General features: G+C 33.5%; 22 protein-coding genes. 1 reads left to right on the top strand and 21 read right to left on the bottom strand.

Features of this window, described 5'->3' with window-relative positions; all coding sequences use genetic code 11:
* Positions 1–143: 143 nt before the first annotated feature.
* Entirely contained in the window at positions 144–1,661 is a 1,518-nt protein-coding gene (locus CLV96_RS00855; RefSeq protein ID WP_004783516.1) for an LA_3751/LA_3752 family putative glycosyltransferase, read from the top strand.
* Positions 1,662–1,675: 14 nt separating this feature from the next.
* Here the strand turns inward: CLV96_RS00855 and CLV96_RS00850 are convergent, their stop codons facing one another.
* The 21 genes from CLV96_RS00850 to CLV96_RS00750 all read right to left on the bottom strand — a co-directional run bounded on the left by CLV96_RS00850 (position 1,676) and on the right by CLV96_RS00750 (position 25,509).
* Positions 1,676–2,668, bottom strand: a complete 993-nt coding sequence (locus CLV96_RS00850) for a glycosyltransferase family 2 protein (protein ID WP_004783915.1) — start codon at positions 2,666–2,668, stop codon at positions 1,676–1,678.
* 113 nt (positions 2,669–2,781) lie between these two features.
* Positions 2,782–3,981 carry an acyltransferase family protein gene (locus CLV96_RS00845; RefSeq protein WP_004783748.1) on the bottom strand — a complete coding sequence of 400 codons (1,200 nt, stop codon included), beginning with the start codon at positions 3,979–3,981 and terminating at the stop codon, positions 2,782–2,784.
* The gene (locus tag CLV96_RS00840; RefSeq protein ID WP_004783591.1) at positions 3,974–5,380 is read right to left on the bottom strand and encodes a dolichyl-phosphate-mannose--protein mannosyltransferase; all 1,407 of its coding nucleotides are present in this window, start codon (positions 5,378–5,380) and stop codon (positions 3,974–3,976) included. Before CLV96_RS00840 ends, CLV96_RS00845 begins: the two co-directional genes overlap by 8 nt.
* Positions 5,377–6,987, bottom strand: coding sequence for an LA_3751/LA_3752 family putative glycosyltransferase (locus tag CLV96_RS00835; protein WP_004783951.1), 1,611 nt, complete (start codon positions 6,985–6,987; stop codon positions 5,377–5,379). The genes CLV96_RS00840 and CLV96_RS00835 overlap by 4 nt, the downstream gene beginning before the upstream one ends.
* A complete protein-coding gene (locus CLV96_RS00830) occupies positions 6,984–8,516 on the bottom strand; it encodes an LA_3751/LA_3752 family putative glycosyltransferase (protein WP_004783751.1) in 1,533 nt (510 codons plus the stop codon). The genes CLV96_RS00835 and CLV96_RS00830 overlap by 4 nt, the downstream gene beginning before the upstream one ends.
* A 2-nt stretch (positions 8,517–8,518) precedes the next feature.
* Positions 8,519–9,658, bottom strand: coding sequence for a glycosyltransferase family 2 protein (locus CLV96_RS00825; RefSeq protein WP_004783644.1), 1,140 nt, complete (start codon positions 9,656–9,658; stop codon positions 8,519–8,521).
* A complete protein-coding gene (locus CLV96_RS00820; protein WP_134151823.1) occupies positions 9,655–11,589 on the bottom strand; it encodes an O-antigen ligase family protein in 1,935 nt (644 codons plus the stop codon). Before CLV96_RS00820 ends, CLV96_RS00825 begins: the two co-directional genes overlap by 4 nt.
* A 4-nt stretch (positions 11,590–11,593) precedes the next feature.
* Positions 11,594–12,388, bottom strand: coding sequence for a glycosyltransferase family 2 protein (locus tag CLV96_RS00815; RefSeq protein ID WP_004783871.1), 795 nt, complete (start codon positions 12,386–12,388; stop codon positions 11,594–11,596).
* A gap of 77 nt (positions 12,389–12,465) precedes the next feature.
* Positions 12,466–13,227: a glycosyltransferase family 2 protein gene (locus tag CLV96_RS00810; RefSeq protein WP_004783703.1), complete on the bottom strand. Its 762-nt coding sequence runs from the start codon at positions 13,225–13,227 to the stop codon at positions 12,466–12,468.
* 60 nt (positions 13,228–13,287) lie between these two features.
* On the bottom strand, positions 13,288–14,406 hold the full coding sequence (gene glf / locus CLV96_RS00805; RefSeq protein ID WP_004783852.1) for a UDP-galactopyranose mutase: 1,119 nt from the start codon (positions 14,404–14,406) through the stop codon (positions 13,288–13,290).
* Positions 14,403–15,332: a glycosyltransferase family 2 protein gene (locus CLV96_RS00800; protein ID WP_004784004.1), complete on the bottom strand. Its 930-nt coding sequence runs from the start codon at positions 15,330–15,332 to the stop codon at positions 14,403–14,405. The genes glf and CLV96_RS00800 overlap by 4 nt, the downstream gene beginning before the upstream one ends.
* Positions 15,329–16,537 (bottom strand): glycosyltransferase family 4 protein, encoded by a 1,209-nt coding sequence (locus tag CLV96_RS00795; protein WP_004783605.1) that lies wholly within the window; start codon positions 16,535–16,537, stop codon positions 15,329–15,331. The genes CLV96_RS00800 and CLV96_RS00795 overlap by 4 nt, the downstream gene beginning before the upstream one ends.
* Entirely contained in the window at positions 16,521–17,825 is a 1,305-nt protein-coding gene (locus CLV96_RS00790; protein ID WP_004783746.1) for a glycosyltransferase family 4 protein, read from the bottom strand. Before CLV96_RS00790 ends, CLV96_RS00795 begins: the two co-directional genes overlap by 17 nt.
* Positions 17,809–18,027: a hypothetical protein gene (locus CLV96_RS00785; protein ID WP_134151821.1), complete on the bottom strand. Its 219-nt coding sequence runs from the start codon at positions 18,025–18,027 to the stop codon at positions 17,809–17,811. The genes CLV96_RS00790 and CLV96_RS00785 overlap by 17 nt, the downstream gene beginning before the upstream one ends.
* A 14-nt stretch (positions 18,028–18,041) precedes the next feature.
* Complete coding sequence (locus CLV96_RS00780; protein ID WP_004783885.1) at positions 18,042–18,953, bottom strand: glycosyltransferase family 2 protein; 912 nt, start codon at positions 18,951–18,953, stop codon at positions 18,042–18,044.
* A gap of 7 nt (positions 18,954–18,960) precedes the next feature.
* The gene (locus tag CLV96_RS00775) at positions 18,961–19,959 is read right to left on the bottom strand and encodes a phosphoglycerate dehydrogenase (protein ID WP_004783510.1); all 999 of its coding nucleotides are present in this window, start codon (positions 19,957–19,959) and stop codon (positions 18,961–18,963) included.
* A 111-nt stretch (positions 19,960–20,070) separates the two neighbouring features.
* Entirely contained in the window at positions 20,071–21,120 is a 1,050-nt protein-coding gene (locus CLV96_RS00770) for a hypothetical protein (protein ID WP_243836376.1), read from the bottom strand.
* A 453-nt stretch (positions 21,121–21,573) separates the two neighbouring features.
* A complete protein-coding gene (locus CLV96_RS00765; protein WP_004783618.1) occupies positions 21,574–22,353 on the bottom strand; it encodes a class I SAM-dependent methyltransferase in 780 nt (259 codons plus the stop codon).
* Complete coding sequence (locus tag CLV96_RS00760) at positions 22,350–23,294, bottom strand: glycosyltransferase family 2 protein (protein ID WP_035983642.1); 945 nt, start codon at positions 23,292–23,294, stop codon at positions 22,350–22,352. Before CLV96_RS00760 ends, CLV96_RS00765 begins: the two co-directional genes overlap by 4 nt.
* Positions 23,295–23,345: 51 nt before the next feature.
* Positions 23,346–24,311 (bottom strand): glycosyltransferase, encoded by a 966-nt coding sequence (locus CLV96_RS00755; protein WP_081581521.1) that lies wholly within the window; start codon positions 24,309–24,311, stop codon positions 23,346–23,348.
* Positions 24,298–25,509: a glycosyltransferase family 4 protein gene (locus tag CLV96_RS00750; RefSeq protein ID WP_004783962.1), complete on the bottom strand. Its 1,212-nt coding sequence runs from the start codon at positions 25,507–25,509 to the stop codon at positions 24,298–24,300. The genes CLV96_RS00755 and CLV96_RS00750 overlap by 14 nt, the downstream gene beginning before the upstream one ends.
* Positions 25,510–25,515 lie beyond the last annotated feature (6 nt).

Here is a 25,515-nt window from a genome sequence, read left to right as displayed (position 1 = left end):
TTAAACAAGGATGACTCGTTCCTATCGGTTGTTAACTGCTAGACAATCCGCCAAATCTAAGAAGAATGAAAAAACTTGACACTGTCTAAGTTGTTTTTATTTTATATTTGCCTGGCAATTGTAAACAGATAGGAAGACAGTTAGTGATTAGCGAAAAACAAAATCAAAGGTCCTTAGTTTATCTTCTTCTTTTCGGAAGTTTATTTTTAGCACTCCAATTCTTTTTATCAGCAAAAACTAGTTTCATCTCCGATTCACTTGCAAAAGCGACTCAAATCGAATCTGCAAAAGAATGGAGAGATTCCATTTTTTATCCCGCAGAAGTCTTAGATCCCGACTTAAAAATGCATCCTGTTCTTTTTGTCATTGAAAACCAGGGAAAACTAAAATCGGTTTTTTCTGAAGTTTTTGCAAGGATCTACTCAGTCCTTTTTTATTTCATTCCAATCCAATGGATCATGTTTACCAATGGACTATTTTTGGTTCTAGCGTCTTATTTGCTCTATCGAATTGGAAAAATTCCCGTTACAGTTTGCTTATTAATTTTTATTTCTTCTGTCGTATTTTCTCAGGTCTTCGATATTTCAGAAGTGCCTTTTGCCATATTCTGGATTTCTGTTTCCTATTCTTTATGGTCGAGGGGAATTGAACAAAAAAAACCAATCCTCATCGCTATCTCAATTTTTCTTATGGTCTGGGGAAGTTTCTTACGACTAGAAATTCTTATTCTTTCCTGCGTAATTTATGGATTATCTTTTTTGTTTTTATACTTCCAACAAAGATTTTTTGAAATCATATTCATCACTATTGCTTTTACAATCCCCGTTCTTGTATTCTTTATTTGGAATCATTACGAATATGGTCACTTTTTGGGTATCAGATACCTATACAATTATTCAACCTTACAGAGCCAATCAATCGGCTCTCACTTCTACCAATTGCAGAAAATTCTTTTTACCTCATTTACAGAACCAGGACTAAAAATTGGTTTTTTCATTTATTCACCTTATTTCCTATACGTTATATATTTATTTCGCAAACAGTTAAAAACTAAAAACTTCCAGGAGGCTAGTTTTTATCATTTCATTATCCTTATCATTTATCCAATCCTTGTTGGGTTCAGTGCACCAAATGATGGCATTACAATCACAAGTCGGTATACATTGTTCGCAATCTTTCCTGGAATCTTTTTGATTGCCATACAATGGCAAAATTTAAAAACAAATAAATTCTTTCTCTTACTGGTCTTTTTCTCCATTCTTATCAATGTATTCCTAATAAAAGTAACAAAAGAAAGTTATAAAATGATTCGTAAAACAAATTTGACTTATGAAACTCTAAAGTCTGATTTGTGGATTTTTTATGACAGGAATTTAAGCGGAACCGCAGGATTGAATCTATTATCACAACCAAGTATTTCGTTTGAAAATTTTGAGAATAAAGAACTGCGAAATTCTCTTTTTTCGAGAATTCGAAATGAAAAAATAAAACAAATTTATATATTCGATTTCTCGAAAACAACACCCAATGCCTTTATGCATTTAAATCGCGAAGTAGAATTAAATTCAGAAGATTTTGTGAAGGTTTTACAGGAAGAAGGATTTAAATGTAAAACCTACGAGGAAAAAAGTTGGATTGGATACCGTCTTTGCTTAAATTGAAAATGTTTTAAAAATTATATCTTCTTTTTTACATTTCCATTCTTTACAAATTCTACTACGTACAATGGCCTTCCTTTTGATTCTTCAAATATGCGTGCTATATACTCGCCTAAAATTCCTATAGAGATTAGGATTGAACCCCCGATCAAACAAATTAATGTTACAATCGTTGCCCATCCTGGATTATAAACAATTGGCATTTGCAAAATAAAATGTTGGAAAGCACGATACAATGCATAAACACCCACTGCAAAACCCATAATAGCAACTATGATCCCAAGCCCCAAACTAAATCGTAGTGGTAAGGGAGAAAAGGATACAGCGGCATTCATGGCAAGTTTTAACATCTTTCGTAGAGGATATTTAGTTTCTCCTGCCACACGTGGATCACGATTATAAAATACGGGGGTTTGAGGAAAACCAATCCAAGCATTCATTCCTCTAAGGAAACGATGGTTTTCGCGTAATCCATTCAATGCATCTAAACATCTTCGAGAAATCAACCTAAAATCGCCTGAATCCAAAGGAAGATCCTTGTGTACTAAAATCTTCATGATGCGATAAAAAGCCCAAGCTGTTGTTTTTTTAAAAAAGGATTCTCCTGAACGAGCTAATCTTTGTCCGTATACTACATCATAACCTTCCCGATATTTAGAGAGCATTTCTAAAATTACCTCGGGTGGATCTTGTAAGTCTGCATCCATGATGACAACTGCGTCACCTTTTGCATAATCCATTCCCGCAGTCACTGCAATTTGGTGCCCAAAATTGCGAGAAAGACTAATCACCCGAATTCGAGAATCTTCTTCTGACCAAGAAACTAATTGGAAAATTGAATCATCAGTGCTGCCATCATTGACAAAAATAATTTCTGTTTTTACTGGAAGAAGTTTCAAAAGCTGATTTAATCTTTCTTTTAAGTACGGTAAAGCGGACTCCTCATTGAAACAAGGAATTACTATCGATAGTAAATTTGGATTTTTTCTTTTTTCTAAAAAATATTTCATAAAACTTCCTGCGAAGCGATTTACAATTTACATAAATCGATTTTTATTGTTCGAACCTACACATAAAAATTCAATCTGTTATAAAAATTATTACTCAATACAGAGCATAGTATTCACTGTATTTTTTCCGGATGAACAAGTCTCTCTTTCCATTGCAAAAAAGGTAGTTCAATCACCAAATAAACGACGTAAGAAACCAAAAACGTTGAAATAAGAACCCAAAAAAAAGCAACGGAAACCGATATCATATTAGGCTCACGAAAAATTAATGGAGATACTTTTTTAGCCACTAAAGGGATTACAATAATATGCCAAAGATAAGCAGTGTAACCTAATCTTGCAAACGGACGAAATAAAGAGAGACTAAAAAAAGATTTTATTATCTGATTAAAAAATGAAAAATACATTAATATTCCGAATCCAATTGACACCAATGTAGGGCGATAGATGAGAGCAAAAGCACTACTTGAATCTATCTGATGCATCCAAACAATTAATATACCAGACAAAAGTAACAAAAAAAATAAAAGTAAATTTCTACCTCTAAATTCCAAACTACTCCAAGGAAATCGATGGTAAAATTCATAAACAAACATTCCATATAGGATGGAATCAAATCTACAATATATCATATAAACAGCATCTAAATTCGGCTCAGGAAATGATATATAGTAACGATTGAAAAGTGCAATCGCAAACCCGAAGAAATAAAAAATTAATCTTTGAGAGAACGATATTTGAAAAAAGAAAAAAATACAGATGAAAGGCAAGACCATATAAAAATGTTCTTCAATCGAAAGCGACCAGCCACCATTATAGACAACTGGAACGTGCATTAAATCTGTCAAATATAATGCATCAACCCAAACATTAGATAGACCAATGCGAATCTCTTCAAACATTGCCATTGCATTTGGATCATGAATTGAATCCGGATTAAACTTAGACAACTGATGAAATTTAAAAAAATACAATACCGCTAATGCAAAATAGAAGGCTGGATATATACGAAGACTTCGCTTAATGAAAAAATTCGAAATATTAATTTTCCCCTTACGCTCATATTCTCGTCTTAGTCCACCATAAATTAGAAAACCACTTAACAAAAAGAAAAAGTCTACCCCTGAAGAAAGTGAACTTAGAAAAAAAACCAACCATTGGGAATCGCTTTGAATAAGAGGTTTAACAGTTACCCATACATGAAATACTACTACTGCTATTATCGAAATAGCGCGAACTCCATTTAAATTCTCATGTTCATATGGTTTTTTTTCAAAAACCGAATTAACACAATAAATTATTCGATTAATCACCTACTTCATACTCCTCGACTGTAAATCCATAGAATAGTGACTGCCCCATTTTTTTATATGTTGGTTCCTCAGGAAAACCTATTCCATTATTTTCAACGAACCGTCTCAATACACAAACCTTTGTTTGTTCGATCTTTAAATCTTTTGCAGTCAACTGGGGTGAAAACTCATAGTGGCCTTCCCATCTTAAATACAAATTCAAAAATTCCGGATAAGAATCAACCAACACAAGAGGAGGATTACAATGGTTTCCAACAAAATGAGCAGTGGCTCTCCAGTCCTCTTTAAAAACCAAATAAAAGTTTTTCTTAAAATCAATGAGCGAAAACAAAGTGAGCAAAATAAGTGCTGGCAAAACAAACCATTTTCCTAAGGATTTCTGCAAACGATCAGCAACAAAATAATAAATGAGAGGCAGCGTAACAATCCAATTTCGGTTTGTTACAATCGGTTTGAGTAATGAGAACAAACTAGTAGAGATAATGATAAATAGAGCAACAATTAAGAATATCTCAGAAGCAGAATGTCTTACATGGGAATTCGAATCTGAATTTTGTGTTTTACCTTTGAATGCCAAATAAGGAAGAACAAGGATCGGTACAAAAACAGTTAAAAAAAGAAATTTCTTCGATGTATAAAAAAACAAAGAGTAATAAGCAAGATACAAAACGAGACCGGGAGGATCAATCCAACTTGCAGTTGCAATCTTTGACCCATTCATAAGGATGTATAAAAACGGAAGAAAAGCTAAAAAAGAAATAAGGCCAAGAAAAAAAACAGATTTTGATTGTGAGTAACGTTTTAAAAAAAACTGAACCCAAAATATAAAATACAAACTACCAACAAAAATAAATCCAAATAAATGAACGTAGGAAATGAAAACTGACAAAAAAACCAAGGAAACCAGTCGTATTTTTTTCCCCTTTTCCAAATCAAGATCAGCAAACAAAACCACGATTAGTGAAGACAAACATAACAATAAAGAATAAGAACGGACTTCTTGGGCATAATAGATAGCACCAGGCGATAAGGACATGAAAAACAAAAATAAAAAACGTTTTGGCTTATCCCAATGTTGAGTCAAGATCCAAAGAAAGAATAAATTAATGACTGAGATAAAAACAGGAAATAACTTAACAGAAAACTCTGTAAACTCCGGCAAAAGTCGAATCCAAACCGAAAGTAAAATCTGAAATACAGGCGGATGCGGATCTACAGAAAGATAGGACCAAAAATCTGTCCAATTTGTTAACGAAGATGCATAAACAGAATAAAGTTCATCCCCCCATAAACTTTGCCGATCTAATTTAAAAAAACGCAAAACAATTCCCAAAACAAGGGATAATACAATCGCAATTTCAAATCGAACTTGGTATAACTTACTTCTTAGTTGATTCACTTTTTCTCCCACAACATTAACCGAAATCCAGCTATCTCTTCATCAGAAACTTTTCGGAAATACTTTGATTCAATTTCATACTTAGTATCTACCCATTCCTTGTAAAATTCGGTAGTCACATTATCATCTTTTGGCGGCTTAAAATCATAAACAAAAACCTGAAATTGATCGATGCCTGTTTTGATAAACCTGCTTTCTAAAACATTAAACTCTGATTGTTTATTTGCAATCCAGTGAGGTTTTTTCAAAAAAGAATCAGAGACTAACAAAAGATCAAACGTACTCAAATGTACCACAGGAGCCTTTGGATACCGCTCTAATTTTGACTGAAATAAATCATGGTATTTCTTCACGTAGTCCAAAGTTTTTACATTTTTTCTGACATGAAAAAAACCAAGTCCTATTTGTAAAAGAATCAAACACAAAACGATTCGATATTCATTCTGCTTTAAGTGTAACGAAAGGAGTGAAATCAAAAAGATTGAAAACAATAAGTATGTGAACTCAGTAAATCGCATTCCCGAATACAACCCACCTGATGAGTAAGGGCTAAGCAACACAACACTAAAGAAAGAAATGAAAATAACAGCAATGAAGTGATTTTGTATTGAGGTTAATGGTAACTTGGCTATAGCATAAACGATAATGAAAATAATCGGAAAACAATAATATAGAAAACCAATTCGATTTTGGTTACCAAAAAAAAACTCTGAAACTAGATGGATGCGTTCCTGTAACAACAATCTCGAAAAATCATTGTAACTAACTTTACTTCGAACGCCCAAAATTTCATGAAATTCCATATAGTTATAGAAAACTAATACGCCGACTGCTAGAAAAAATCCAACTAACAAAGGCAGATATTGTTTCCATAAAGTGAAAAGACCTTTACGATTCCGATAGAGAACCATCAAACCCAATCCACCTAAATAAAAAAGCGATTCTGACCTTAAAAAAATGGAAACTCCACCGCAAGCACCAAAAAGGAAAAGCAAACCGGAAGTAATGCGGCCCGAAGATTCGATCCGAAAAACTGCATAAAAGAATAAAAGAAGAAGGATTTGTGAAGGAATACTTTCAGAAAATTCTAAAGCACTCGATATACCATACCCGACGAAAAATAAGATCGCTGCCAAAAGCAAAACACCTATTTTTGAAATTCCAAAAATTGCATATAGAAAATAACAAACCAACGCACAGAGACATAAATTCAAAATTAATATGATCGTGTTGAACAGACGATAAGGAATAGGCATTAATGAAAAGAACTGAGCAAACAAAGTTGGATATTGAAAAACGCAACTACTTCCATTCTCATTTGTCGTAAAAAAAGCCCAGGGGTATCGAAATGGATAAAACCGATTTTCCAAATCAAACTCACTATTCGAACCGTAACAGTGATGATCGTTGATTCCTTTTGTCTTATATTCCACAACCTGGTACAGTTTGATTTGTGAATCTGATTGTATTAAGGGACTTACCCCTACATCCCAACCTATTCGTTTAAAAAATACAAACCCAACCAGTAAAACCAAAACAAAAAGAAGGTAATTTCTATCTATGAAAAGATTTCCAAGCCTGTCTATAAACCGAACAACGAACTTCATTTTGATTCTTCCAAAAGATATCCTTTGAAATGAGCCAAAGTATGTTCTGATTTAAATTTAAATTTTTTGGGATTTAGTGTAAAATTTACATCGAACTTTTCTTTCCAGATTTGCGATGGAAATTCCGTTTTGACTAACTGATTTCCTTCCCACTGTAAATACAATACTCTTAGTTTTTTTGACCCTATTAATGATTCCACCCTATCCCAGTCTTCATTTGAATACACTGCGACCTGAGGATATTTGATATAACTAATTCCAACTAAATAGGATAATGACAAACCTCTTTGAACAATCAGATCAGGATGAATGGTATCAATTTTTTCCATCACTTGGTGATATAACTTTGCTGAAGAAGACCACTGTTTGGTTGCCCTGGTATCAGATTTATAAGAAAAATATAGAAATGGCAAAACCAAAAGAACGTATCGATAATCATTTATTTTTTTTGTAAAAGAAAGAAAACACCCAATCATCAAAAGATATATTCCACTTTCAAAATAACGCATACCGAAAATATCTACACCAGCTCGGTAAGGAGATAGTATCGGCAATAGGAAGACAAAAACAAGTCCCGAAAAAAGAAACGGACGAAGTTCTGATTTTTTATTCCACCAAAGGGAAAAACCGGATAAAAACAAAATGGGATAACCTTTAAAAATTCCAATTTTAAAATCATTTCCCCAAAGATCTGCAAACCACTCAGCAAGTAGTTGCCTTTGTAGTCCTCCTGATTCCATATCATTAACTGTATTCAATCCTCTCATCCCAAGAGGGTGACCATAAACGTTTTGGTTCCAAATGAAGAAAAAAACCTGTAAGACAATGGAAAGAATGATATAAGGCAACAGATTTTTGGTTAATTTCCATTGATTGTTAGCAAATCCAAATGCAAAAGCCAAGAATAAAACCAAAGCTATCGTTGATTCAGGTCGTAGCTGAAAATTAAAAACAATGGCCACAGCAAGAAGAATTCCATAACGAAATTGTTTTTCTTTTTGAAATTCGAGAAAAGAAAGAACCGCACAAAGAAAAAAGAAATTTGTAAGGGTTAGTTCAGAATAATCCAATGCAGATAAAAAAACAGGTGTCATACATTGGATGAGTAAAACGGAAATGAGTAGAAATCCTCCCCTCTTCTCGAATTGATTCAAAATTCGATCAAGGAGACAAAAATTAAAAAAGAAAAATAAGATTGGAATATAAGTAATCCACTTCACACCGATGATTGAAACAATGAGTTTCTGAATCCAAGTGAACAAAACGGGATATTGGAATACACAATTTCCATTTTTCAGAAAAAAAGCCCATGGGTATCCAAAAGGAATCATGGAATGGTCAAAACCTAATTTCTGCGCAGGAAAAAAACATTCTTCCGCTGCACCACCCTCAACATTATGAATTACTTGGTAATACTTAATCTCCGGATCACTAGAAATAAATACAGAGTTATCATTCCACTTCCACCGATAAAAAAGGGGAACAATTAAAACCAGTATATAAATTGTAATCCGAAATGGAAAACTCATACTCAGTCCCGTTTCATAATATGAGCTGTCACTGCTTGTAGTCCAAAAATCAGAAGCGTTAAACTTAGGTTTGTTGCTACAATAAACTCTCGTTCAAAATTGATAAAAATAAATCCAGATTTTTTCCATTGCAAAAAAATCCAAACGATAGCAAGGCTAATGATTCCTAACCCACTCAAAAGAACAAAAAAGAGCCGATCCTCTTCCAAATCCAAAATGGTTTGGTAAATCTTACTGATTCGCGGTTGCTTTGTGGCGATCAGAAGTCCTGTTCCCCAAAGACTTAAACCAAGAATCGACATAAAAGAAAAAAAGACCATGGAATGAATTCCGTATAAATTCATTCCAGCAATTGGCAAAACCTTACCTGCAAAAAAACCGATCAATAATTGAATCCAAAAAAATAAGAATAAACTGAGGCCCGTTCTTTCAAATAAATGTGGGCCATAAAAAAGGATACGCAAAAGATGACGCATTCCATCTCTCCACGTTTTTAAATGAGGAACTCTTCCTTCTTTATCTGGATACAAGGAAACCGGAACATGTTCCATTTTTGAATCGTGAATCAGAGCTTTAATTAATAGTTCTGAAGCGAACTCCATCCCTTTACTTTTAATATCCCAGGATAAATACTTATCCTTTCGAAAACATCGAAAACCAGAGTTACTATCACGTATTTTAAATTTTTTAGAATATAATAAATTAATAATCCAGTTTATGACTGGTGTGCCCAAATAACGATGTAAAAAAGGCATAGCTCCCTTATGAATTTCTCCATCTAACCGAGAACCAATCACCATATCATAGTTTCCCTCAACTAATTTATGAATGAGTGCTGGAGATTCTAAAAAATCATAAGTATCATCTGCATCTGCAAAGACAATTATATCTCCCTTTGCATTCCTAATTCCAGAATCAAGGGCAGCTCCATAACCTCTTTCCTTTGCCGGTGTAACTCTTGCTCCAAATTTTTTGGCAATTGTTATGGATCGATCTGTACTACCGTTATCAGAAACTAAAATTTCAATATCCATTTCTTTTGAGTGGTCTTTTTTTACTTTTACCAACTTTTCCAAAACATATGGTAGGGTTTTTTCTTCATTTAAACAAGGGATGACAAAACTAACTGACGGCTTCTTCATAAAGACTCTCGCTTATAAATTTCAAATGGATCGTATAAAGACATTAAATACAAAAATAGATCCTTATTTTTCTCTGATAAATTCTGATTGGATTGGAATTGCATTAATTTTGAATAACATATAGCTGGATATGTCTCAACTTGAAAACAATCTTCAATTAACTTTGCTTGGCCCGCAAAAGTGCGATCGGAAGCCAAATTTAAGAAAAAATACTTACTTCCTAAAAATCTATATTCAAAAAAAGAGCGGACCGGAAGTGGATCTTCAGGATTTTTTATAGAACCTTCTTTCGGAATATAAAATTCAAAATTATGGGGAATTACGTATTTATTGTATTTTAGTGTAGTATGATCCACAAAGGCGAATCGAAAACAAACAATTGTTAAAAAGAAAAATAAAAAAAGAAAGAGGGATTCTTTTCCAAGTATAAAGCTTTGGCCTGGAATTTTGCTACCGGGTAATCGAAAAAGCCCAAACATTCCTACCAAAAGAAATAAATTAGAAATTTCTAAACTATTAAAATCATACAATTCATGAATTGCCCAAACAAACAAAAGACAACCTAGAGCAATATTTGTTTTTAGCATTGGAAGGATTAGTTTGCGATTTTTTATAAACAGAATTCCGATCCAAACAACAATCAGTAGGGATCCAACGATACCAAAGGATCCAAAAACTTGAACATAAAGGTTGTGTGCTAGTGGAAAACTTTCAAAATTTGTAATATAATCGTGGATATAAAAAGCACTATTTGAATCAGGAATTTCGCTAAAACTAAATGGAATTTTATTTTCCGGGAACATTCCAAAGCCAAAAAAAGGATGAGCCTTGATTGTAGAAAGAATATAAAAACTCCAAATAGAAATCCTAACGGTGCTGGAGCCTAAACTAAATATGGACTTTTCAGACCGGATTAGGAAGTAAATCCCTACCAAAAGTAGGGATACAAAAACAAAAATCGCATAATACTTGTTCTTTGGTGACTGTAAAAAGAAAAAAAGTAATATAACGAAGATTAAAAAGGAAAGAATCGAGTTTCGTGAAATGGTAATACCGAGAAACATCAGAGAACAAATGATAGCAAGAATAATCAGAACCTTTTGCCATTGTGATTGTTTTGGTTCATACCAAAAAATAACGGATAAACCAGCAATTAATAAGGCATTCGAAGCAAGCAAACTAACAGGAATAAGGAAAACATCCTCATGATAGGATGTAATTTGAAAAGTGGGGTCACCAGCAATTTTCCAAAGGATAAAAATTGCATTTAGGATAAAAAAGAGAATACAGGCCTTTAAGAAAAAAATTAATTTTTGTCGATCCCAAACACTAATTAAATGGGAAAATAAAAATGCTTCTAAAACTAAAACTCCTCTTTGTAATGCAAAATCATCCCACCAATCACGACCAATAAAAACTAAGATCGCTATCAGTGGAATATAGAAAGTTAAAATTTTCGGTGGTGACTGGAATGAAAGATTTCTAGCACCCATAGCCAGCGCAATGGCTATGGGGACTGAAGGGTATGCCATAAAGTTGATAAATGAAATGGCAGGAACAATTGCAAGAAAGGGTCCAATGATGGCGAAGTTATTTTCAGAAAGTTTACGAAAAGAAAGAACAATGAAAAGAATCCAAACAAGTGAGACTAGTTTGATTCCTAATTTTTGTGGTAGGACTTGGATGGGATCATATTCTGCAACTTTGATAAATACAAAACAAGCCAGAAGAGTGGTCAGGAACAATGACCAGTATTGGCGTTTTTCCTTTAAAAAGGAGCGCCAATGAAATGCAGAATAAAGAATAAAAACGAATAAACCAAGTCCAATTAGATGAATTCGAAAGTTTTTCTGGTTTGTATGGGATTGTAATAAAAATCCCAATCCTAACACAAGAACTAGATCTAATAGAAAAGGTAAAAACCTTATCATAGACTTAAAGCCAATTGGCAGTTTTAGGAATATATTTTTCAGGGAGAGATTTTGTAAAAAACTCCCTTTTGTTTGCAATCAAATTGAAATAAATGATATGCCTAAGAGCAGCAACCCCATCTTTCCATGTGATTTTCTTTCCTTCTAAATAATTCCTTGGATAATAGGAAATCGGAAATTCTTGAACTCGAACTTTGAGGCGTGCCACTTTTGCTGTGATCTCTGGTTCAAATCCAAATCGTTTTGATTCTAACGAAATGTTTTTTACAATCTCAGATCGGAACACTTTGTAACAAGTTTCCATATCCGTTAAATATAACCCACTTAGAAAATTAGAAAGGATAGTCAAAATTCGATTGATAAGATAATGAAAGGTCCGGTGTACCTGACGCCCATCTTTTTTAAATCGGGAACCAAAAACAACATCCGCTTTTCCTTTGGCAATTGGTTCGATGAGCATAAAAATTTCATCCATGTCGTATTCAAAATCTGCATCTTGGATGATGATGATATCACCTGTGGCCTCGGCTATGCCACGGTGGAGGGCAGCACCTTTGCCCTGATTTTTCTCTTGAGCAAGAATTTTATGCTCAGACCGAAAACGGTAGTTTTGGAGAATTTCGAGTGATTTGTCCCGCGAGGCATCGTCGATAAAAACGAGCTCTTTCTGAGTGGGCAATTGGAGGGCATCGACCTTTTCTAAAAACTCACCTAAATGAGAAGATTCGTTATAGATAGGGATGATAAGGGAGGTTTTGTTTGCCTTCCCGGAACTTCCGAGGTTACGTCTAGTCACCATAGTTTATATCTAGGAATACTAGGTGTAAGGGGAAGTCAAGCGGCAAAAAAAGAGAGATGGGAGAAGAGTTTCTATAATTATTTATTTCGGTATTTGCGTAATCCCATGATTCCATGGATTAGAGTCAGAATCAGTGCATAGAGAAAGGAGAGTTTTTCTCTGTTTTTTAACATTCTAAAATGTGCTAACATCACTTTTTTCTTGTTAGATGTTGCGGCACCACGTCGAACCCGGTACCTAGCTAAAATCTCAGAATTGGCAAAGGCTTGCTTTCCTTCCCGTAATATATCAAGCCAAAGTGCATAATCGTCTCTTAAACTTTTCAGAGAAGGGTCAAAATATTTTTTTCCAACGCTGGGAACATGATAAATAGCGGTAAGTAAACCGACTCGATTATAATGCAATAAATCTGAATAAGAATAAACTTTCGATTTTACTAAAAATGGTTCACAAAATTCAAATCCGTTTTCATCAATGATTCGATACGAGGCAAAAGAAAAAGGAGAACTATTTTGCTCCATAAAAGGAATCATCTTTTCCAAAAAATCAGGTTCCCAAAGGTCATCTGCATCCAAAAATGCAATGTATTCTCCTGTTGCCAAGTGGATCCCTGTGTTACGAGTATCGGCAGAACCGGAGTTTTTTTCTTTTTGAACAAATCGAATTCGTGGATCTTTTGTCGCTATTTTTTTAGCAAGTATTGCGGTATCGTCTTTAGAACAATCATCAACGAGTAAAAGTTCCCAATCCTTGAAACTTTGATCTAACAAAGATTGTACAGATTCTTCCAAATAAGAAACTGCGTTATAAGCGGGCATGATGACAGAAACTTTAGGCATACGTAAGACTTAAAGATCCAGAATTACAAAACTCATGAAAAAGAAAAGCCAGAATTGGTCTTAGGATTGTTTGTTAATAAATTTTTCTGCACAATCAAGAGCTTCCTCAATGATATGGTGCATATCCAAATACCGATAAGTAGCCAAACGACCAAGAAATGTAACGTTTGATAAACGAGAGACTTCCAATTCATAATCTTTTAGAATTTTCATATCCTCGTCTAAACGTTTCGGATAGTATGGGATATCGCTTTCTTCTGTTTCTTTACTAAATTCTTCAAAATAGATGGTTTTGGAATGAGTTTCCCATGGAGTAAAATGTTTGTGTTCGTGCACTCGCGTAAACGGAACTTTTTCATCTGCATAATTGATCACCGGATTGCCTTGGTAATCGCCCTCAGTTCTGTGTTCTTTAAAATATACTGTCCGATACCCCAACCGACCATGTCGAAATGAAAAATAGGCATCAATGGGACCTGTGTAAAATATGTGATCATATCCCGTAGTTTGATCAGACTCACCAAAAAAACGTTTTTTCAACTGGATCTTTATACTTGGATGATCCAACATCTTTTGAATTACTGCGGAATATCCATCCTCAGGAATTCCTTGGTAGACATCGTTATAGTAGTTATCGTCGTAATTAAAACGGACCGGAAGTCTTTTTAAAATCGATGCAGGCAAATTCCTTGGTTCTGTCCCCCATTGTTTCTTAGTATATCCGTAAAAAAAGGCTTTATACAATTCTTCACCAACAAACTTCTTTGCTTGGTCTTCAAAAGTTCTTGGATCCTCAATCGATGAATCACCTTTCGATTGTATCCAACTTTTTGCTTCTTCTGGACCAAATGCCTTTCCGAAAAATTGATTGATGGTATGTAAATTGATCGGCATAGAATATACCTGGCCCATATAAACCGATTTCACTCGATTGACAAATGGTCGGAATGTACCGAATGAATTAACATAGTTCCATACCTTTTCATTACTTGTATGAAAAATATGGGGACCATATTGGTGGACCATTACATTTGTTTCAGGATCACGTTCGGTATGACAATTCCCTCCGATATGATTTCTTTCATCAATCATATCAATCGAATAATTACCCGTTCTTGCAAGGGTATTGGCAATGACAGCACCGGAAAAACCAGCACCTACGATCAGTATTTTCTTCATAAAACTCGATTTGGTAATATTCTTAAAAATTGAAAGATAATAGCTTTTAATAACAAAAGTAACCTTGTTTGGATCAATGAAAAAAGCCTAGTAAAAAACGGTGTTGACTCAAGGCTATACTTTGATCCCAAAAAGGAAACGATCTGTTTCCATTGAGAGTCGCTCCACCGAAGGGAAATTAAATTTTCGATAAATTGTTTCGAATGAATTTTACCTTCATGAAAGACCAAACGACATTCCCGAGCAAAATTTACATCCGCATTTAAAAATTTGGCCATAATCTGTTCTAGCTCAGCTACCCCCCTACTAACATTTTTAGTAGAAAGACCACCGAGTGAATAATGAACCACTGACTCTTTTACTATTTGGCCAAGATATCCTTCCTTTATCACGCGAAACATAAAATCTACGTCCGCAGAGTATCTGTATCGAAGATCAAATCCACCTAACTTTAAATAAACAGATTTTTTGCAAAGATAAGCTTGATGATTGGATGGATTCCCAACAAAAAAATCAAAGTCAGTTAAAGTTTTTGGTCTCCATACTTTCAGACCAAATAACATACTTGCGAAACCACAAACGTAGTCACATTTATCATCTAATGCCCGACTTGCCAATTTTTCTAAAGCATATTCATCCAAAAAATAATCGTCTGCATTTAAAAAAAGTATCCAGTCACCTTTTGCTAAAGGTAAACTTTGATTCATCGCATCATAAACCCCAGAATCTTTTCCCGAATAAAATCGAATCTGATCTTTGACAGATTCTAATTGTTCTACCGTTCGATCCGTACTCAAACCATCCCAGACAATAACTTCGAAGTTTACATTTTTTTGCGATAAAGCTGACTTAATGGTTCGAAGGATCGTATCCTCAGCATTGCGAACCACAGTAATAATCGAAACGATTGGTTTTTTATGATTCATACTTCTTCACTGAGCTTTTTGTAGATGCGAATATGTTCATCGGCGCATTTGTTCCAAGAAAATTTTTTCACTTGCGTATATCCTTTTAGAGACAACTCTTTTCGGTCATTCTCGGAATCGAGTAAATGTAAAAGTTTAGATAGTAAATCAAAGACGTTTTTCGGATCAAAGTACAAAGCTGCTTCACCAGCAACTTCCTGAAATACATCTGTATCACTACAGAGAACGGGACATCCCACTGACATTGCTTCTAGTAGCGGTATACCAAATCCTTCATACAAAGAAGGATAAACAAATACCTTTGCATTATGATACAAATTCGCAAGCGCTGCCTCGGAACTAAATGAAACGTGATGAACGAATTTATCTAAATTCTTTTCTCGAATCCATTTTTTCTCAGAGTATGAAAAACTGCCGCCTCCAGCACAAACTAAATGGATATTTTTTAATTTTGAAATATGAAAAAAGGCTTCTAATAACAATTTAAAATTTTTGTAATCACCACGATTTCCAACGAACAAAAAATATTCTCCAAGTGAAAAAACTGGAAATGTCTTTGGTTCAGTGGAAAGATCTCCTGCCAAATAAATGACAGAAACTTTTTCTTCTGGAATACTTTCATAAATTCTTAATAGATCTTTCTTAGTCGTATTCGATATGCAAATGATATGAGATGCATATTCACACAAAACTTTTCGATTGTTCAAAATAAAATTTGATTTTCCGTAATATTCCGGGAAAAGTTCATGCACACAATCATAAACAGTAAGAACCATTTTTGTCCGGCTACTTCGTAAACTTTGCAAATAATAACTTTGAAAATATGTTGGGTGAAAGATCGAATACTCATTGTGTGTTAATGAAACGTTTACTTTTGTATTTATCTGGTTAATTTGATTTCTCAAACTTCGCTTAAAAATTCCACTCTCTCTTTTCGATAAAAATTCAGGGATTTGTTGATGGAAAAAGCGAAAAACAAAACGAATCCATTGATAGATAGTGAAAATAGAAAAAAAACTGGGGGAATTAATTTGGATTTTGGAAAAAGGATCTCTAAGAATGCCGGTTTGGTATTCGTCAATAGAAACCGCAGTATCAAAGGTAATTTCTCTTTCCTTCAGTCTACGGATGATTTCCAGAAATATCTTTGAAATTCCACCGTATTTATTCTGAAAGAATATTTGATGATCAAATAGTATTTTCATTTGAATTTAAGTAAGCTTTCTTAGTTAACCTTGCTGTCTGCTCCCAAGAAAAATTCTTGGCTCTATCCATGGCGAGTAAGGATAAAGATTGCCTAAGTCCAGTATCATTAATCATTTTTTCCATACCTGTAACAATAGCACTCAGATCATATGGATTGGCATACAATCCAGAATCACCTACTACCTCAGGCAATGACGAAACATTGGATACAAGAACAGGTAACCCACACTGCATTGCTTCTAGTGGTGGCAATCCGAATCCCTCATAAAAGGAAAGGTATACGAAAAATTTGGCCCCAGAATAAATTGAAGCTAACTGCTCGTCAGGAACAAATCCAAGGAACACAATTCTCTCTTGGAATATTCCGGGATACTCCCGTGAAATTTCTTCTAAATTATCTCCCCAACCTTTGCCACCTAACAGAACCAATTTTAGTTTGGAATCTTTTTTTAAACTAGGCAACTGAAGAAAAGCACGAATGGCTGATTTTAAATTCTTTCTTGGTTCCAGCGTGGCTACGCTCAAAACGTAATCACCGAAAATTAGACCAAATTGATTTAAGTCTTGATCTAACTTGTTTTTCGCCTCAACCCGATAAAAAAAACTAGAGGCAGCAAGAGGAGTTACAGTAATCTGTTTGTTTGACAATCCCAAGTCTGAACTCAAAAGATCTTCTTTACTATGTTCTGAAATCGTAATAATATTCGTATCCGGAGTTAAGTGCCTAATTAATTTCCAAACTACATCGTCTTTGTTACCAATAAAGAACTCTGGGTATTTGATAGAAATTAAATCATAAATGGTTATGACTTTCCGTACTTCTGTATTTTGAATGTATTTTGGAATGGGAAGAAATGTACTATGGAAAACAAATTGATTAGAAAGAAAAACTTTTGGAATCGGATAGAGATATCGGTACATTCCAAATAGAAACAGAACCGGATGACTAAGAGAAGTGTATAAAAAAATTAGAAATGAGGAAATCCGATGAGTATTTTTGCGATCCAATTGGTTGTAGATCCAAAGATAAATTTGAAACAATTTATCCTTAAATCGACTAGAGGATTGAGGGAGAAAAAGATGATCTGAGGGAAGATTAATCTTATTGTTTCTTAAATATTCATTTAGATCAGTGAAATTTCCATGAGTGGAGCTGAGATATAAGTCAATTTCCTGATCCTTCAGAAACTGGAATAACAAATTTTCTATGACACGAAAGATTCCTGTTTTGGCTTTATTACTACGCACAGACCAGGCAAGAACTGATACATCAAAGATAAGCTTCAAAATCTAAAAACTCTTTTTCATTGGAAGGAATATCAAAATTGCTAACTAGGTATTCCATGCCTAATAGGTCTGTTACAGAAAAACTCTTTTGAACATGTTCGTTAAAACAAATTGCTTTTTTGATTTTTCCCTGATCTAAAAGAATTATCTGAACCATTTTTTCGCCATATGGTAGCCACACATATTTTTTTATATAACTCAAATGATCCCTCATGTTTACCTATACAAAATTCCGAGACAAAAACTATAAATCCGAATCATTATTTTCAAAAGAATACTTCCTCGAATTGTCGAAAACCTATCTGATAAACGATAATTTGCATAATGAAATAGCCAGTGTTTGGATGTTTTTCCAACAACCCTCTTCTGCATTTTAATGATCTCACTATGGACTTTTAAGTTTTGGCTTGTTTTCGTATTTTCATGAATTCTCGTACAAGCTAATACTTCGGACAAAAAGAAAAATGATTTTTTTTTGGCAATGCGCAACCAATACTCATAATCCATACAGAATCCTAGTGCTTCATTCAAAAATCCAACGGAAGACAAAACTTCTCTTTTTAAAAATACAGTGGGTTGGCAAATGATACAATAATCAATCAGTCGTTCAAACGAATATGGCTCAATTGGATAAAACTCGATGAGTTTATCCTCTTTATCTATGTGTAATCCAATCCCAAAAAGGCCAATTTCTGATTTATTGTATAAAGAATTATATGCTTTTTCTAAAGCATTTGGAAGGTAAATGTCATCGGAGTTTAACCAAGCTATGATAGATCCAACCGCTAGTTTCCAACCTTTGTTGATAGCATGAGTTTGGCCATTATCCTTTTCGGATACCCAGCGGTAACTAATACCTAAACAATTGGTATTTTTCTCTCCCTGATTTTTTATGGTTCGAAAGGAAAGTTCACCAAAAGATCCAATAAGCTCACCTGAATTTACTAAATTTGCATATTCTTCAATTGTAACTACGGAGTTATCTTTTGATCCTCCATCCATTACAATCAAATCAATGTAAAAACTACCAGATTGGGTGATGATCGATTTGAGTGTTCTATCAATAAACTCACCCTGGTTATAGGAGGGAGTGACAATGGAGATAATTTGATTCTCTAAAATTTGCATAATAGTATTAGAATTCCGAATTTTCAAACTCAAACTCAGGAACTTCATTTAACAAAGGTTCTGCCTGAAAAAAACGAACTAATTCTTCGGTAGCCTGACTTTCCATCGCTAAACGACAATCGAAGGAACAAGAACCCATATGTTGGGTCAATACAACATTCTCTAACTCAATTAGTTTCCCTTTGTAAGGTTCCTTTTCATATACATCGACTGCCATACCAGCAATTTCAAGATTTTTTAAACTATTGTATACCATCTCTTCATTGATAATCCCACCTCTAGAATAGTTTATCAAATAAGCGCTTTTCTTCATGAGTTTCAATTCACGATCTCGAATCAAATTTCGAGTTGAAACTGTTAAAGGGACATGAATACTTACAATGTCAGATGATTCCAAAAGAGAATCTAACGGAACCTGCTCAATATTTAAACCAAAAGCTCGAAGGCTTTCTATTTCCTCAGATTTATCAATAATATCACAAACTAAAATTTTAGCAGGAGTAAAACCGACAAGTATCTGCGCAATTTTAAACCCAACCCTACCAAACCCAACAATTCCTATATTTGCAGATTTGATACTAATTCCTACTGGGCGAGTCCATTCAGCCTTTCGCATTTGTCTATCAGCCAAAACAACATGTCTTGGCAAAGTAATCATCATTCCAATGACCAACTCGGCAACAGCTAAAGTTACCGCATCAGGAGTGTAAGAAACTTTTATGCCTTTTCTGCGACACAATAGTAATGGAACGGAATCTAATCCAATTCCAACTCTAGAAATAAATTTCAACTGACTCGATTGGTTGATTAATATGTCTAAGTTTTCCGTACCTGCAATAATTCCAATCGCATCTTTAGCAAATTCAGCAACTTCTTCCGCAGTAAGTTTTCGATTCAAAGGATTTATCGAAAAATTTAAACCTGATTGTTTTAACAAATCGATTGGTAGAGAATCAAATTTTCCAAAAGGATATGTTGAAACGAATATATTTTCCTTTGCCTTCATACGTCTTAAAATATTACCTTAACATTTCCAATTCACCACAGTTAAATCTTTAGAGTGGAAAACGCTATAAATACGTGAAGATTCAACGCCAATCAAGAAATTCTGCAAATTTTACCAAGGAACTAAAAGGTTCTTTTGGGAAGAGCAGATTGTCCGATCTTCTAATTTTGAAAATGTTAACACAACACATCCTTTTCGAGGTTGAGAAGTTAAGCTTTCGCGCTTAGATAACACATTCAAAAGTTGCTTTTCAAATTCTGTGGCTTTCTGAATAGAATCCAATGTTAGAAATATTTGATTCTTCAAGTCATAATAAGTAAAAAATACTAACAAGGAAAAATATGGCTCATAATCCCAAGCACTTCCAATTCTTATAGCGACATCAACATTGGGATTAACAATTAAATTTGACCTGGTTTCCTTTAAAAAACCGCTAAAAGCAGCTGTTCTTTTTTGATTTTCAATTGAAGATTTAAAATTTGCCTTAATACCAGAGAAATTAAAGCCAAAGAAGCAAACAAAAATTAGTATTGAAACCTGTTTCTTTGAAGAAACAAAATAATAATTTAGAAAAATCTTTATTGTAAAGGCCAAAGCAATAGGAAAACAAAGCAGTCCAGGAAAGTCATAACGCATACCAGTAGGCCACTTTGAATGGTAAAAAAGAAAATTCAAAAGATAAGTAGCAAAACAAAAAAAGACGATAAGAATGTAATTTTTATTTTTAATAAAAAATTTTCTAGAAAAAACAGTAAATATACTTATCAATGATACGGACAGAAGTAAGATAATAAATGAAGAATCCTTCAACAAAACTACAAACAAATCCAGACGATCAGAAATATTTGTACTATTGCCATAAATATCTTCCGAATAATTAGCATAAAAGCCAAAGAGGGAAAGGAAAATAAAGAAAGCATATAAGATAGGAAGGAATTCAAACCAATACAAGACAATTAGATTCTCTCGATTACGAATTAACTTCCAAATTTCAATCAATGATATAGCAATAAAGACCAAAAAATTTTCTTTTGCACCGATAAGAATCAGCAATCCGATTACCCGTAAAAATGAAGTTAATATTTTATTAGAAGAACTAATTACATAACTCAACAAAAGAAGTGTTAAACCAAGGGTACCATAAATTTCTGCTGGACCCATTCGGGAAAAAACATCCGCCCAAAAAGGATATGACCAAACAACCAGAACCAAAGAGATAGATATGATAGAATCTAAAAATTTTCGTAAAAAGAGAAAAAGAATTAGAGAGAATAAAATTGCAATGATATACCTAACAAGGTAAAACAAAGTCGCATTTAGACCAAAAAAGTAAAGCTCCACTAAGCGCAAAAAAAAGTAACTTGGGCGGAAACGAGCAGTTTCTCCAAATCGTCCTACTTCCGTTTTTTCAATTAATAAATTAAAATAATCCCAAATACCATAATGGTTATGAATCGATCCTATAAAACTAAAAAGTTCATGATCATCAATTAACCACCATTCGGCAAAGAGGTTAGAAAAGAAAAGTATAGCAGGGATTAATATTGCCACAATCGAAGCAAAATAAAATATTATTTTCTTTTCTGTTATTGAATTCATTGAGGTTACGTAAAATTACTTTTTATATGCAATACTCCATGTTGCAAAGGAAAACTTTAGCCCAATGATTGTTTTACCTAATAACCAATCTAGTTTTGAAAATAACTTTGCGATCAATGTAGTGCCAATATTAAGGAAAGGAAATGCATCTGGGTTGTAATATAACACGTAACCAAGCAAACCCGGGAAAAATTGTTTTTTGATTCCAAACCCTGCTTTGGCTAACTTTTGATTATATTCACTTAAAGTAAAACCTCTCTCGGTATTCTCCTCAAAAAGTGAATTTTTCTTATAAACAGATTCTCTTACATATTTAAACAAAAAATTATTATGCGTTGGTTCTAAGTTTATAAATATACCTCCCTTTTTCAAAGATTGGTGAATATTGGTAAGAACTTTATCAACAAAATTTGGAACATGATGTAATCCGCCAAGAATGATAATAATATCATATTTTTCCTTTTCCACAAAGTTCACAACATCTGCCTGGAATATTTTTTCGAAACCTGTATTTTCACGTTGAGCCGCTAAAACCATTTCATCAGAATAATCAAATGCATATAATTTAAGTTTAGGATAAACTTTTCTAAGTAAATTACTACCCTCTGCAAGTCCGCACATTGCTTCTAAAGAATTATTTTTTTCATCAAAGCTATAATTCGATTTCAAAAAAGACAAAATATTCTGCCACCAAACTTCTTTGTAAGCCAAATGATTTAGATTTTTTCGAGAATCTAAATACTTTGATGAAATCGCATTAAAATGTTCACGCTGAATTTCGGAATCTGTTTTCATAAGTTACTATCCTTAATTATATATTGTGGCCTTCTCTTTGATTCTATCATTATTTTACCAATATACTCACCTATAACACCTAACATCAATAAATTTAAACTACCCAAAAAAAGAACACTAATTAACATAGATGTCCAACCAGGTATTGAAATATCTTGCATAAAATATATAAGCAACGCATAAAATATATAAATTGAACTCAAAATAAAAATAAAACCACCAAGATATGTAGTTAAATGCAAAGGTTTTACACTAAACGATGTTATGCCTTGGAGAGCGAACAGAAACATTTTCTTTAAAGTATACTTCGAGGATCCCCAAATTCTCTGTTCTGGTTCATATTCGATTCCAATTTGTTTAAAACCTAGCCATGGAATCATTCCACGTATAAATAAGTTATCTTCTTGCATATTTCGAATCACATTCACAACTTTCCGATCCAAAAGCCTAAAATCAGCAGCTCCTTGTGATATATTCAAACCAGATAAATTATTTAAGATTTTATAAAACAAAACTGCAGTTATTTTTTTAAAAAAAGAAGTTTTCTCTGTATTTTTTCTAATTGTATAAACAATATCAAATCCATTTTCCCAATCTTTTATCATCCCAGGAATTAATTCCGGAGGGTGCTGCAAATCTGCATCTAACGAAATCACACCATCTCCAGAAGAAAAATCCAATCCTGCCTTTAATGCTTTCTGATGTCCAAAATTTTTGGAAAAGGAAATATATTTTACAAATTTCGACTTCAAAGACAGCTCTTTAATCTTAGCTAAAGTCCCATCAGAACTCCCGTCATCAACGAATATAATTTCCAACGAATATTTCAGATCTTTTAAATTAAACATAATACGATTATAAATTTTTTGAATATTTCCCTCTTCATTAAAAGAAGGAATTACAATCGATATCTGTTTCTTTTGCTTTTTTTGCTGTTTCATAGTTATTTGTCCAATCTAAGTAGAAGAAAATAATTTGAGATGATAAAAAACTTATGGATTCCAATTTGTTTTTGGAGTCGAGAGCAAAAAACTTAGATTTAACTTAAAACGGTTGAAACATATTTTTAAAACTCTGATCAATATTGCATCTAAGTAACGAGAGTTTAGGAATCGTATAGTTAATCCTAATTTACCATTTCCACCACGAATACACTCATGGTACATTGAACCCACCAACTTCTGTGATATCTGTTTTCCAGTGAACTGTATCAAAGACATAATCTCAGAATATGTTTTCAATCGCCAGGAAGATGTTTTACTATTTGTATGGATTCTATAATCAGAAACTAGTAGATCGTCAACATAGTAAAACTGATAACCTAATTGGAACAAACTAACCCAGAGAAAAAGATCCATAATAGATGAATACTTAAGATCCAAAACCAGGTCTTCAGTAGAATTAAAACAAACTAATGCCGATGGTTGAGCGATTCCGAAATTTTCGAATATATTTTCCTCAGTGACTTGAACCGTTTCATATTCTTTCAAATCTTTACCAAGTTCATCCACATAGATAGATTTTCCATACACAACACTCTTTGGTAATGATCTCATCAATAAAGATGCTAAAGAATTCTTTGTTCTATATTTATCATCACTGCATAACCAATTAAAGTATTGGCTTTCTTTTAGAATCAAACGGATAGCTTTGTTTAAGGCATCAGTCTGACCAAAATCTCTTTCCGATTTCCAGGAAAAAGAAACACCTTCGTTTGCTCCAACTGAGTAGAATGTTTTGTCAGAAATTTGAATCGCCAAGGGGTGTCCCTTTATTTTTTTTTCAAATTTTTCAAGAATTTCTACCGTGTTATCAGAGGAAAGACCATCCATAACGATAAAATCTATATAAAATGGACCTTCTTGTTCTATTACAGAATTTAATGTTTCAGAAATAAAAGCTCCTTGATTAAAAGATGGAGTAACAATTGTTATAATAGGTATGTTATTTGGATTCAAAAGAAGATGCCAATAATTGTTTATAGATTTTCAGATGTTCTTCACCAGTTTTTTCCCAAGAAAATTGTTTCGATCGTTCTATACCTTTAGCAATCATTTTTCGTCGCAACGATTCGGAATTGAATAATCGATCGACAGAATCACTAATCGATTCTGGATACCAAGGATCAAAGGTTACCGCAGCGTCACCAACTACCTCAGGAAATGAACTAGTATTACTACAAGCGACTGGACAACCAAGTGACATTGATTCAAGGAGCGGGATTCCAAATCCTTCATACAAAGAAGGAAATACAAATACCAAAGCATTTTGGTAAAGTTGTTTTATTTCCGAATCAGACCTAAAAGGAACCTGGAGTGATTTTCCCAAGATATTGGCTTTTTTAAGAGTTTCCTTTTCTTCATGAGTAAATTTACCGCCACCAGCAAAAATTAGATTTATCTTATATTTTTGAACAATGGGAAAAATGCCATTCACAAAGTTATTGAAATTTTTATAGCCACCCCTTTCTCCAACAAATAAGATATAATTTTTCCAAATCAAATTAGATTCTAAATCAGAAGCCAAATGCAAATTGGAAGCTAAATGAATGACATCTATTTTATCATTTGGAATACCATAAAACTCAATTAAATCATTTTTAGTTGATTTCGAAATTGCGATGATTCTATCAGCCGCATAACAAAGCGACTTTCGGTTTCGCAAAGCTATATCATCCGGCTTATAATAGCCGGGAAAACGTTCGTGTATCAGATCAAAAATTGTGATGACAAACCTATTCGGACCTTTCGAAATTTGATCTAAATAGTAATTATCAAAATACGTTGGATGAAAAACTTTTAATTTTTGATCCAACAGTTTGTTAGTAATTAGTTTCTGATTTCTCCTATATAAAAACCTGAAAACCAACTTATTTTTGAGATTCTTGTATGACTTATATAATGAATAAAGAATTGTTTTTCCTGAAAAACTTTTTCCCGAAAGCCAAGTTTCAATTTCAGGCACATCTAAAGCATACTTTATGTTAGACTTTGGCTTATAGAAATCCTTTCCGATTAAATTTACATTTTCTGAGGATATCAGTGGCAATTCAAACTCACTATCATGTTTGCCGAGATAATCCATTACTTCGACAAACAAACGAGAAATCCCACCATATTTTTGATTTAAAAAAGTTTGAAAATCAAATAGAATCATGAAAAC

Source organism: Leptospira meyeri (assembly GCF_004368965.1).
Classification (GTDB): Bacteria; Spirochaetota; Leptospiria; order Leptospirales; family Leptospiraceae; genus Leptospira_A; species Leptospira_A meyeri.
The sequence above is the reverse complement of the archived record's forward strand: the minus strand, read 5'-3'. Positions and strand labels throughout refer to the sequence as shown.